We start from the raw sequence: 12,571 nt of genomic DNA, 5'->3' as shown, positions 1-12,571 counted from the left end.
ATGTCTCTTTCCGTCACACTGCCGATAGCTGGCCCGGGCCCACATGATCACGCGGAAACATCGGAGGTAAGCCGTGCGTCGCATCGATGCTCACCATCACGTCTGGGACCTGGCGGCCCGCCCGCACGCCTGGCTCGACCCCGAGCCGATGGCGCCGGTGCGCCGCACGTACACGCTGGACGACCTCGCCGGCGAGGCCGCGGCGGCCGGCGTCGAGCGCACGGTGCTCGTGCAGGTGCTCGCCGACCTGGACGAGACGCGCGAGTTCCTCGCCATCGCCGCCGCGTCCGAGCTGGTCGCGGGCGTGGTCGGGTGGGTGGACCTCACCGCGCCCGGCGTCGCCGACACGCTGGCCGAGCTGCCGCCCGGCCTCGTGGGCGTGCGTCACGGCGTGCAGTCCGAGCCCGACCCCGGCTGGCTCGACCGGCCCGACGTGCGGCGCGGCCTGGCCGACGTGGCCGCGGCCGGGCTCGCCTACGACCTGCTCACGCTGCCGCACCAGCTTCCTTCCGCGATCAGGACGGTGGCCGCGCTGCCCGAGCTGACGTTCGTGCTCGACCACCTGTCCAAGCCGCCGATCGCGAGCGGCGAGCTGGAGCCGTGGCGCGGCCGGATCAAGGAGCTGGCCGCGCATCCGAACGTCTTCTGCAAGCTGTCCGGCATGGTCACCGAGGCCGACCGGGCGGCCTGGAAGGTCTCCGACCTGCGGCCGTACGCCGAGGTCGTGCTGGAGGAGTTCGGGCCGGAGCGGGTGATGTTCGGCTCCGACTGGCCGGTCTGCCTGCTCGCCGCCCGCTACGACCAGGTCGTGGCGGCGGCCGACGAGCTGTGCTCCGGGCTGTCGGAGAGCGAGCGGGCCGCCGTCTTCGCCGGCACCGCCCGCCGCGCCTACAAGCTCTGAGGAGCGGCGGCCTCCACGCGCGCGTGCTGGCCGGGCACCCGCTGGGACGGCTCGGCGCCCCCGCCGGACGTGGCCGCCGTGACGGCCTTCCTCGCCTCCGACGCCTCCTCCTGGCCACCGGCCTGACCATCGACGTGGCCGGCGGCAGGTGGATGCCCTGGGAGCCCTGCGTTCCGGAGGACCCGGGATACTGATCGGCATGCACTTCGAGCCGATCGACCGCCCGGCCCGGGCGTTCCAGCGGTCCGTGACCCCCGGCCACATCCAGCGGATCGCGCGCCGGGTGTTCGGCCGCGACGCCGTCTCGGCGGTCGAGCTGGGGCTCGGCATGTACAACACGACGTACCGGGTGACGATCGAGGGGCGGGAGCGGCCGGTCGTGATGCGGTTCGCGCCGGAGCCAAGCCGCCAGGCCCGCTCGGAGCGCGAGCTGATGCGCAACGAGTACGCCACCGCCCCCTATCTCGCGCCGATCGCCCCGCTGATGCCGCGCATCATCGCCGCGGACTGGTCGCACGAGCTGATCGGCCGCGACTACATGGTGCAGACGTTCCTGGACGGCGTGCCCGCGCCCGACGGCCTGCCGGGCTACCCGCGCCCCACGTGGACGGGCTTCTTCCGCAGGATCGGCGAGATCACCAGGACGGTCCATGACATCCGCGGCCCGGGGTTCGGCCCGGTGGCGGCGCCGAAGTACCGGACGTGGAGCGAGGCCGTGGCGGGCTCGCTCCACGAGCTGGCCGCCGACGCCGAGGACGCCGGCCTGCACGGCGCCGACCTGCGCAAGGCCGCCGAGCTCGCGGAGAGCCGCAGCGACGTGCTCGACGAGATCACCGAGCCGCGCCTGCTCACCGGCGACCTGTGGACGGTCAACACGATGATCGCGAAGGACGCGCCGGAGCCGACGCTCACGGGGGTGCTCGACCTGGACCGTACGTGGTGGGGCGACCCGGCGGCCGACTGGACGATCAGGATGGCGAACGCCAAGAAGGACGAGCGGCTGGCGTTCTGGGAGGCGTATGGAGAGCCGGACCGCACCCCCGCGGCGGTCTGGCGCTCCGTGATCTACGAGATCCGCCATCTCGGTGCCGTACGGCTGGAACGGCACCGGCACGGGCAGACCGACGAAGCGGACCGCTCCTATGAGGAGGTGGCGGCCGCGCTCGCGGAGATCGATTGACGCTCACACAGAGGCGTCACCGAATATGATGTGGATCACCGGCCTGGGCCGTCAATTAATGTCCGGATTCTGTGACACAAGCCCATCCGGAGGGCGCCGCGACGGCCATCTGATCAGCCGCGTTTCCGCAGGTGAGCCCGCGAAACCAGGGGCCGGGCGCCGGGCCGGGCGATCTATTGCGAGTGACCTTAACGTTATATTCCGCGATTCTGACTGTTATACCTTTCCTTATATTCTGCGCGTTGATCAGTCATCTTGGCGTCACGTGAATTTCGCGATGTGAGATGGGTTTTCCGTTGAGGGGGCGCCGCTCCGCGTGGAGTTCGCGCCCTCGGTCAGCGCGAACGGAGAGTGATGGGCAAGTACCTGCTCCGCAGGTTGGCAATAAATGTGATCTTGGTCGCTATCGCGGCTAGCTTGGCGTACATGCTCGCGGCCACCACCCTGAACCCGCGGGCGTCGTACCAGGGGCGCCAGCCCCCGGTCCCCGAGGCGACCATCGACGCCACATTGGATGCCTACAACCTGAACGACAAGACTCCCGTGCTGCAGCGCTATGTGACCTGGGCTTCAGGGGTCATCACCGGAGACTTCGGCAGGACCTGGAACGGCGGCTCGGTCAACGACGAGATGGGCCGGCGCATCATGGTGAGTCTCCGGCTGTTGTTCATCGGCACCCTGCTGGGGTTCGCGGTGGGCGTGGCGCTGGGCGCGATATCAGCGGTGAAGCAGTACAGGCTCACTGACCGGTTAATAGGTGTCAGCTCGTTCGTGATCATGGCCATCCCGGTGTTCGTGCTGGCCACGCTGCTGGCGATCTCGACCTACAACCTCAACAGAGGGCTCGGGTTCACGCTGATCGAGTACACCGGCGAGTACAACCCCCGCCTGTCGGGCTGGGACCAGTTCCTCAACCGGCTGAACCATCTCATCCTGCCCACGATCTCACTGAGCCTCGGCTCCATCGCCTTCTACAGCCGGATCCAGCGCAACATGATGCTCGACGTCCTGAACCAGGACTTCGTGCGCACCGCCATGGCCAAGGGCCTGCGGCGCAGGACGGCGCTCATCAAGCACGCGCTGCGCACCGCGCTGATCCCGTCGGCCACGTACTTCGCGTTCGCGTTCGGGACCATGTTCACCGGAGCCACGTTCACGGAGAAGATCTTCGCCTGGCATGGCATGGGCGCCTGGCTGGTCGACTCGATCAACCAGAACGACGTCAACTCCGTGGCCGCGGTGACCCTCTTCGCCGCGGTGTGCGTCCTCGTCGCGTCGTTCCTGTCGGACGTGCTGGTGGCGGCCCTCGATCCACGGGTGCGGGTGAGCTGAGATGCGATCGAAAGTCGTCCTGCGGCGCCTCTACCGCAACAAGCAGGCCCGGTACGGGCTTCTCGCGCTGATCCTGCTGGTGGCCCTCGCCTACATCGGGCCGTACTTCGGCCCGTACGAGTGGACCGAGAAGGACTTCCTCGCCTTCCTGCAGCCGCCGAGTGCCGACCACTGGTGGGGCACCACCTCGATCGGCCAGGACGTGTACGCGGTCACGCTGCACGGCATGCAGAAGTCGATCGTCATCGGCCTGCTGGTGGCGCTGATCTCCACGGCCCTGGCCGCCATCGTCGGCGCGTTCGCCGGCTACTTCGGCGGCTGGGTGGACAAGGTGCTCATGTGGGGCGTGGACCTGCTCCTCGTCCTGCCCAGCTTCCTGATCATCGCGATCGTCTCGCCCCGGCTCAAGGAGGGCAGCGCCTCCTGGCTGTGGTTCGTGGTCCTGCTGGCCGCGTTCTCCTGGATGATCACCTCGCGGGTGGTGCGGAGCATGACGCTCTCGCTGCGCGAGCGCGAGTACGTCCTGGCCGCCGTCTACATGGGCATCCCGCGCTGGAAGATCATCTTCCGGCACATCGTCCCCAACCTGTCGTCCCTGCTGATCATCGACGCCACGCTGAACGTCAGTGGCGCGATCATCGGTGAGGCGGCGCTGTCCTTCTTCGGCTTCGGCATCCAGCCGCCCGACGTCTCGCTCGGCACGCTGATCGCGCTCGGCTCCGGCAACGCCACCGGCTACCCGTGGCTGTTCGCCTTCCCCGCCGGCCTGCTGGTCGCGTTGGTGCTCAGCGTGAACCTGATCGGCGACGGGCTGCGTGACGCACTCGACCCGGGGAGCAACTCGTGAGCATCTTGGAGGTCAAGGACCTCACCGTCACCTTCCCCGGCGGCATCGAGGCCGTGCGCGGCGTCAGCTACGAGGTCGAGCGCGGCGAGGTGCTCGGCATCGTGGGCGAGTCCGGCTCCGGCAAGTCCGTGACGTCGCTGGCCGTCATGGGCCTGCTGCCGCGCGACGCGGTGGTGGACGGCTCGGTCAAGCTGCACGGCCAAGAGCTGCTCGGCATGCCGGAAGACGAGCTGGTCAAGGTACGCGGCAAGGCGATCAGCATGATCTTCCAGGATCCGCTGTCCGCCTTCACCCCCGTCTACACGATCGGCGACCAGATCGCCGAGGCCGTCCGCATCCACCAGAAGGTGTCCAAGGACAAGGCGGCCAAGCGCGCGGTGGACCTGCTCGACCTGGTCGGCATCCCCAACCCGCAGCTGCGGGCCAAGTCGTTCCCGCACGAGTTCTCCGGCGGCATGCGCCAGCGCGCGATGATCGCCATGGCCATCGCCAACGACCCCGACCTGCTGATCTGCGACGAGCCGACCACCGCGCTCGACGTCACCATCCAGGCGCAGGTCCTGGAGGTGCTCAAGACCGCGCAGCAGGAGACCGGCGCCGGCATCGTGATGATCACCCACGACCTCGGCGTCGTCGCCGGCATGGCCGACCGGGTGCTCGTCATGTACGCGGGCCGCCCGGTCGAGCAGGGCTCGGTGGACGACATCTACTACCGGCCGCGCATGCCGTACACGATGGGCCTGCTCGCCTCGATCCCCCGGGTGGACGGCGAGGAGGGGCCGCTGGTGCCCATCGAGGGCAACCCGCCCTCGCCCGCCTCGCTGCCGCCGGGCTGCCCGTTCGCACCGCGCTGCCCGATGAAGGTGGACATGTGCGAGGAGGAAGAGCCGCCGCTCACCCCGATCGAGGGGGGACGCCACGTGGCCTGCATCCGCGCGCACGAGATCGAGCACAAGGGCCTGACCGGCGCGGACGTGTTCCCCGTCCCGGTCATCCCGCCGAGCGACGTCGTCCGCGTGCCGCGTGATCAGCGCCCCACGGTGCTGGAGCTGGACGGGCTCAAGCGGCACTACCCGCTGATGAAGGGCGCCATCTTCAAGCGCCGCGTCGGCACGGTCTACGCCGTGGACGGCATCAGCTTCGACATCGCCGAAGGCGAGACGCTGGCCCTGGTCGGCGAGTCCGGCTGCGGCAAGACCACCACGCTGCAGCAGATCATGCAGCTCACGCCGCCGCAGGACGGCCGCGTGGTGGTGCTCGGCAAGGACAGCGCCAAGCTGGACAAGGCCGCGCGCCAGGCGCTCCGCCGCGACCTGCAGATCGTCTTCCAGGACCCGATGGCGGCGCTCGACCCGCGCATGCCGATCGGTGACATCATCGCCGAGCCGCTGCGCGCGCACGGCAAGAAGGACGTCTCCGCCAAGGTCGCCGAGCTGCTGCAGCTCGTCGGCCTCGCACCGGAGCACGCCGAGCGCTACCCGCAGCAGTTCTCCGGCGGCCAGCGCCAGCGCATCGGCATCGCCCGCGCGCTGGCCCTCGAGCCGAAGCTGCTCGTCCTCGACGAGCCCGTCTCGGCACTCGACGTCTCCATCCAGGCAGGTGTGATCAACCTGCTGGAGGAGCTGAAGAACAGGTTGGGCCTGTCCTACCTGTTCGTGGCACACGACTTGGCGGTGGTACGGCACCTGGCCGACCGGGTGGCCGTCATGTACCTCGGAAGGATCGCCGAGATCGGCGCGGTCGAGAACGTCTACGACCGGCCTGCGCATCCGTACACGCAGGCACTGCTGTCGGCGATCCCGCTCCCCGACCCAGAGAAGGAACGCACCCGCAAGCGGATCCTGCTCGAAGGCGACCTGCCCAGTCCGGCCGACCCGCCGTCTGGCTGCAGGTTCCGCACCCGCTGCCCCAAGTTCGCCCGGCTCAGCGAGGCCGAGCGACAGCGGTGTGTGGAGGAGGAGCCTTCGGTCACCCGGCTGACGAGCGCCGTCGACCACGGTGCCGCCTGCCACTACGCGGAGGAAGTCGAGGTCATCACGGCCTCGGACAATCAGGAGGAAGAGTGAAGGTTCATCACCGTGCGGCCGCTGGGCTGGCGGTCCTGGCCATGGCCGTGGCTGCCTGTGGTGGCGGCGGCGGCTCGGAGAGCAAGCAGCCGAGCGCCGAGCAGTCGCAGCAGGCACAGCAGCAGATGGCGGAGACCCCGTCCATCAGCATCAACCCCGTCCCGTACGAGCAGGTGAAGGACGGCGGTACCCTCACCCTCCCCATCGGTCAGTGGCCGAGCCAGTGGAACCCCTACCACGTCGACGGCAACCAGGCCGACACCTCGACGATGCGTGACACCTTCCTGCCGACGGTGATGGTGTCGGACGAAGAGGCCAACTTCACGCCGAACCAGGACTACGTGACCGACGTCAAGCTCGACCAGTCGTCGGGCAAGCAGGTCATCACCTACACGATCAACGACAAGGCCCAGTGGTCGGACGGCACGCCGATCACGTGGAAGGACTTCGAGGCGATCTGGAAGTCCAGCAACGGCGAGAACAAGAAGTACAAGCCGACCTCCACCGACGGCTACGACCGCATCGAGTCGGTCGAGAAGGGCGACTCCGACAAGGTCGTCGTCGTCACCTTCGCCAAGACCTACCCGGAGTGGCAGGGCCTGTTCTCGCCGCTCATGCCGGCCAAGCACATGGACTCGCCTGAGACCTTCGAGAAGGACTGGCTGCAGAAGGTTCCGGTCACCGCGGGCCCCTTCAAGATCGAGAAGATCGACGAGGGCACCAAGACGCTGACCGTCGTGCGCGACGACAAGTGGTGGGGCAGGAAGGCCAAGCTCGACAAGGTCATCTTCCGTACCATCGAGACGCCCACCGCGCAGGTCAACGCCTTCGCCAACGGCGAGCTCGACATGGTGGAGATCCCGCCGGGCAGCCCCGCGGACCTCAAGCGCGCCAAGGAGGTGCCGAACGCCGACATCCGCAAGGCGCTCAGCCCCAACTGGCGGCACATCACCGTCAACAACCAGAGCGAGTTCCTGAAGGACAAGTCGGTCCGCCAGGCCGTGCAGTACGCGATCAACCGTGACGTGATCACGCAGTCCGACCTCAAGGACATGGACTGGCCGCTGCAGACGCTCGGCAACCACATCTTCATGAACAACCACAAGGGGTACGTCGACAACTCCGGCGACCTCGGCAAGTACAACCCGGAGAAGGCCAAGCAGCTCCTCGACGCCGCCGGCTGGAAGCTCGAGGGCCAGACCCGCAAGAAGGACGGCAAGGAGTTCGAGCTGTCCTTCGTGGTGCCGGCGGGCGTGCCGTACGCCAAGACCGAGGGCGAGCTGACCCAGGCGATGCTCCAGGAAGTCGGCATCAAGCTGAACATCCGCGCGGTGCCGGACGACAAGTTCTTCACGGACTACGTCATCAAGGGCGACTTCGACCTGGTGCCGTTCTCCTGGATCGGCACGCCGCTGCCGATCGGCGCGCTGCCGCAGATCTACAAGACCGGCTCCGAGAGCAACTTCCCGAAGTCGGAGAACCCTGAGCTCGACGCCGCCATCGAGGACGCCGTCGGCGAGATGGACCCGCAGAAGGCCATCGAGAAGGCGAACATCGCCGACAAGATGATCTGGGACATGGTGCACACGATCCCGCTGTACCAGCGCCCGGACATCCAGGCCGCCAAGAAGACGCTGGCCAACCTGGGTGCCGAGGGTTACAAGACCTACGACTGGACCGAGGTCGGCTTCACCGAGTGAGCCCTCTCACGTGAAACGGGCGACCCCCGGCCGGGACTTCTCCGGCCGGGGGTCGCCCCGTTTTCCGGAGGTTCACCCGTGCGAGTCGGCGGCGCCGCCCTTGAGCGTGATGCCGCAGGACGGGCCGCCGGGGCCGTCGAAGCGTACGGAGTCGAAGAAGTCGCGGTAGGTGGGGAAGAAGTTGCCCTTGTCCCTGGGCTGGGTGACGGCGGCGCAGCCGCCGTAGTTCGCCTCGGAGAACAGGTAGATGAAGGAGTCGGTCCGGTTCCAGTCGGACTTGGCGCGGTCGGCCATGCCCAGCGCGGCCAGGTCGGGGGTGTCGGCGTTGATCTGGATGATGTCCCCGGTGCCGTCGAGGCCGGAGAACATGCAGTAGTAGCCCTCCTGGCACCGGTCGTAGCCCTCGGCGGCCTGAGCCGGCGTTCCGAGCGCGGCCACGACGGCGGCGGCGAGCGGTAACGCCAGCAGCTGAAGCTTCTTGCCCACACTTCCTCCAAGGGTGAAACTTTCTTTCACTCCCGAACATACACGGCGCGATCTTGTTCGGAAAGAGATCGATTTCGCGGCGCCGGCCCGCTCTCCGCGTCCGCCCTGGTGCGCCGGTGCCACGCCCGCGCGCCGCGTGGACGGGCCGGGGCGCGGCGACCTGTCGGCCGGTCAAGAGGATCTGAAAGTTTCACCGGCATACGGCCCGTTTCCGCTGGTGCCCGCCCTCGCCGGGGCGGCGCTCCGCGCGCGGCGGGGAAACTTCGGGATCGTGTCCTACAGTGCGGTGGGAGCGCTCCCACATCCCTTCGAGCCAGCCGGAGCAGCGTGCGATGAGCAGCAACCCGAGTAGGAAGCGGACGGTTCCGACGTGGATGGGCCGATGGCGGACCGGCCTGCGGCGGGTCCTCAAACGGACGGACTCGCCGCAGGGCCACCCGTCGCTGGGCCACCCGACGCCGGGTCACCCGACGCCGGGTCACCCGTCGCAGGGCGAGCCGTCGCCTGGCCACCCGACGCAAGGCGAGCCGTCGCCGGGTCACCCGTCGCAGGGCGAGCCGTCGCCGGGTCACCCGTTGCCGGGCGCCCCACAGCCGGGCGGCGCGCGGCCGCACGGATGGCAGGCGGGCCGGCAACGGACGCACGGCCGGCGTCCGAGCCGGAGGCGGAGGGAGATCGCCGCCGTCCTCGCGCTGGTCGCCGCGAACCTGACCGTGCCCGCCACGGCGGTCGCGGCGGCGGTCCCCGCGGCCGGGGCGGCGGCACTGCCGTACCAGGACCCGAGCCTCCCGATCGACGCCCGGGTCGACGACCTCATGGCGAGGATGTCGCTGGACGAGAAGCTGGGCCAGATGACCCAGGCCGAACGCGGCTCGGTCAGCGCGTCCGACATCACCGCGTACCGGCTCGGCTCGGTGCTGTCGGGCGGCGGCTCGGCCCCCACGCCGAACACGCCCGCCTCCTGGGCCGACATGTACGACGGCTTCCAGAACGCCGCCCTGGCCACCCCGCTCGGCATCCCGCTCATCTACGGCGTGGACGCCGTGCACGGGCACAACAACGTCGTCGGCGCCACGATCTTCCCGCACAACATCGGGCTCGGCGCCACCCGCGACCCCGACCTCGTCCAGCGCATCGGCCGCGCCGTCGCCGAAGAGGTGTCCGGCACCGGCATCGACTGGAACTTCGCCCCCTGCCTGTGCGTGGCCCGCAACGACCGGTGGGGCCGCACGTACGAGTCCTTCGGCGAGACCCCCGACCTGCCCTCCTCGATGGCCTCCATCATCACCGGGTTCCAGGGCGACACGCTGGACGGCCCCGCATCCGTGCTCGCCACCGCCAAGCACTACATCGGCGACGGCGGCACCGAGGGCGGCGTCGACCAGGGCGACACCCGGCTGTCGGAGGCCGAGCTGCGGGCGATCCACCTGCCGCCGTTCCAGGAGGCCGTGGAGCGCGGCGTCGGCTCGGTGATGATCTCGTTCAGCAGCTGGAACGGCACCAAGGTGCACGGGCACCGTTACCTCATCACCGACGTGCTCAAGGGCGAGCTGGGCTTCGACGGGTTCGTGGTCTCCGACTGGAACGGCATCGACCAGATCGACGGCTCGCCCGGCACCTCCGCGCTCGACGTGCGCACCGCCATCAACGCCGGCATCGACATGGCGATGGTGCCCACCGAGTGGCGGAGCTTCATCGAGCTGCTGCGCGCCGAGGTACAGGCAGGGCGCGTCAGCACGGAACGGATCGACGACGCGGTACGCCGCATCCTGACCAAGAAGTTCGAGCTCGGACTGTTCGAGAAGCCGCTCACCGACCGCTCGTACACCTCCACCGTGGGCAGCGCCGAGCACCGGGAGCTGGCCCGCGAGGCCGTCGCCAAGTCGCAGGTCGTCCTGAAGAACGACGGCGGGCTGCTGCCGCTCGCCAGATCCGGCGGGAAGATCTTCGTGGCCGGCAAGAGCGCCGACGACATCGGCAACCAGAGCGGCGGCTGGACGATCTCCTGGCAGGGCTCGTCCGGCGACATCACCACCGGCACCACGATCCTGGAGGGCATTCGCAACACCGTGGGCTCCGGCGCCACCGTCACCTACAGCCGCGACGGCAGCGGCATCGACGGCTCGTACCGGGTGGCCATCGCGGTCGTGGGCGAGACCCCGTACGCCGAAACCCAGGGCGACCGGCCGGGCGACCTCGGCCTCGACTCCGAAGACCTCCGCACCATCGCCAACCTGCGGGCCGCCGGCGTTCCCGTCGTCGTGGTGCTCGTCTCGGGACGGCCGCTCGACATCGCCGCGCAGCTCCCGGACTGGGACGCCCTGGTCGCCGCCTGGCTGCCGGGCACCGAGGGGCAGGGCGTGGCCGACGTGCTGTTCGGCGTCGTCCAGCCGACCGGGAAGCTGCCCATGACCTGGATGAACAGCGCCTCCCAGCAGCCCATCAACGCCGGAGACGGCAAGACGCCGCTCTTCCCGCAGGGGTTCGGGCTCACGTACGAGCCGGGCGGCGGAGAGGACGACACCACCCCGCCCACCGCGCCCGGCACCCCCACCGCCTCCGGCGTCACCTCCACCTCGGTCACCCTCACCTGGGACGCCGCCACCGACGACGCCGGCGTGACCGGGTACGACGTGGTCCGCTTACAGGGCACCGCCGAGACACCGGCGGCCTCCGTCACCACCACCTCCGCCACCATCACCGGCCTGTCCCCGGACACCTCCTACACCTTCGCCGTCTACGCCAGGGACGCCGCCGGCAACCGCTCACCCCGCTCCGGCACCGTCACCGTCACCACAACCGGCGGCGGTACCGGCTCCGGCTGCACCGTCACGCCGTCCACACAGAGCCAGTGGGACACCGGGTACGTCATCCAGGCCGCCGTCGCCAACACCGGCACCTCACCCCGGACGTCCTGGACCGTCACCTTCACCCTCCCCGCCGGGCACACGATCACCGGCTCATGGAACGCCGAGGTGAGCGTCAGCGGGGACACCGTCACCGCCCGCAACGCCCCGCACAACGGCACCCTGGGGGTGGGGGAGAGCACGTCGTTCGGCTTCCAAGCCACCCGCCCCGGCACCGACGGCTCCCTCCCCTCGTCGTACACCTGCACCTGAACCCGCCCCCCTCGGAAATGGCCCGCGGGCCGGGGCACCCCGAGGGGTCAGGACACGTGCGATGGGCCCAGGTCACGTCCACGGGCGCGGCGCGCCGGGCCGTGGCACGCCCGCGGACCTGCGGAACGAGTACGCCTCACCTCGCACGCGCCCCACGCACCCGCCTTGGCGGCATGGCACACGCCTCAGCTCGTCGGCGAGCCGGCGCGCCCTGCTCACGGGCCTGCCGCACGTGCCGCGGCGCTACATCAACAGGCTCGCCGCACCTGCCACAGCCCCACGCGCACCGCACCCGCAAGCCCGCCGCGCGTGCCACAGCCCCACGCGCACCGCACCTGTGGCGGGCTGTGGCGTGTGGCGTGCCGCTAGGGCGGTGTGTGTGGTGCGCGTGGGAGGTGAGGCGCGCTCGTTTCGGTGGCGGGCTGTGGCGTGTGGCGTACCGCCAAGGCGGGTGCGTGGTGTGCCCGCGAGCTTGAGGGCGCGCTCGTCACGCCGACCGGCTGGAGAGCGTGCTACGGCCACGGGCCGGGACCCGTCGCGGCATGCCGGCGAGCGGAGGGCTCATGCGGCAAGCCCACCGTCCCTACAACCCACCGCTCCCGCCGCCTACCGCTTTCGCGCCGTGCCGCTTGCCCGGCGTGAGCGTTCAGTTGGGCGTGGGGCGTGAGGCCGGCCCGCACCCCGCGCTCGCACGTCCCGGGCTCGGCACGTCCTGCGCTCGGCACGTCCTGCGCTCGGCACGTCCTGCGCTCGACGCGTCCCGCGCTCGTCGTACCCCGTGCTCGGCCTGGGGCTGCGGCTCGACGTGTTCGACGACGGTCTGCGCTGTCCACGCATGTGGGGCTGGCCGGTTCGGTCCGCGGTGTCCTTCGGCCCCTCGCGGGCGGTTGGCGTGCGGCGCCTGTCCGTCGTACGGCGATCAGCCGCTCGCCGGCTCGCG

General features: G+C 69.8%; 8 protein-coding genes. 7 read left to right on the top strand and 1 reads right to left on the bottom strand.

What is annotated here, in order from left to right:
• The first annotated feature begins 73 nt into the window (after positions 1-73).
• The 6 genes from ACGFIM_RS11235 to ACGFIM_RS11210 all read left to right on the top strand — a co-directional run bounded on the left by ACGFIM_RS11235 (position 74) and on the right by ACGFIM_RS11210 (position 8,026).
• Positions 74-901 (top strand): amidohydrolase family protein, encoded by an 828-nt coding sequence (locus ACGFIM_RS11235; RefSeq protein ID WP_393198202.1) that lies wholly within the window; start codon positions 74-76, stop codon positions 899-901.
• Between the two features lie 199 nt (positions 902-1,100).
• Positions 1,101-2,081, top strand: a complete 981-nt coding sequence (locus ACGFIM_RS11230; RefSeq protein ID WP_393198199.1) for a phosphotransferase family protein — start codon at positions 1,101-1,103, stop codon at positions 2,079-2,081.
• A 354-nt stretch (positions 2,082-2,435) separates the two neighbouring features.
• Positions 2,436-3,413 (top strand): ABC transporter permease, encoded by a 978-nt coding sequence (locus tag ACGFIM_RS11225; RefSeq protein WP_393198196.1) that lies wholly within the window; start codon positions 2,436-2,438, stop codon positions 3,411-3,413.
• A 1-nt stretch (position 3,414) separates the two neighbouring features.
• Positions 3,415-4,260 (top strand): ABC transporter permease, encoded by an 846-nt coding sequence (locus tag ACGFIM_RS11220; protein ID WP_393198193.1) that lies wholly within the window; start codon positions 3,415-3,417, stop codon positions 4,258-4,260.
• Positions 4,257-6,326, top strand: a complete 2,070-nt coding sequence (locus tag ACGFIM_RS11215) for a dipeptide ABC transporter ATP-binding protein (protein ID WP_393198190.1) — start codon at positions 4,257-4,259, stop codon at positions 6,324-6,326. The genes ACGFIM_RS11220 and ACGFIM_RS11215 overlap by 4 nt, the downstream gene beginning before the upstream one ends.
• On the top strand, positions 6,323-8,026 hold the full coding sequence (locus ACGFIM_RS11210; protein ID WP_393198187.1) for an ABC transporter family substrate-binding protein: 1,704 nt from the start codon (positions 6,323-6,325) through the stop codon (positions 8,024-8,026). The genes ACGFIM_RS11215 and ACGFIM_RS11210 overlap by 4 nt, the downstream gene beginning before the upstream one ends.
• 72 nt (positions 8,027-8,098) lie before the next feature.
• On the opposite strand, the gene ACGFIM_RS11205 is transcribed toward ACGFIM_RS11210, so the two are convergent.
• On the bottom strand, positions 8,099-8,512 hold the full coding sequence (locus ACGFIM_RS11205) for a peptidase inhibitor family I36 protein (RefSeq protein WP_393198184.1): 414 nt from the start codon (positions 8,510-8,512) through the stop codon (positions 8,099-8,101).
• Positions 8,513-9,087: 575 nt separating this feature from the next.
• Here ACGFIM_RS11205 and ACGFIM_RS11200 point away from each other — a divergent pair.
• Entirely contained in the window at positions 9,088-11,631 is a 2,544-nt protein-coding gene (locus ACGFIM_RS11200; RefSeq protein WP_393198181.1) for a glycoside hydrolase family 3 N-terminal domain-containing protein, read from the top strand.
• Positions 11,632-12,571 lie beyond the last annotated feature (940 nt).

It is taken from the genome of Nonomuraea sp. NPDC049309 (genome assembly GCF_043196965.1).
GTDB lineage: Bacteria > Actinomycetota > Actinomycetes > Streptosporangiales > Streptosporangiaceae > Nonomuraea > Nonomuraea fastidiosa.
The sequence above is the reverse complement of the archived record's forward strand: the minus strand, read 5'-3'. Positions and strand labels throughout refer to the sequence as shown.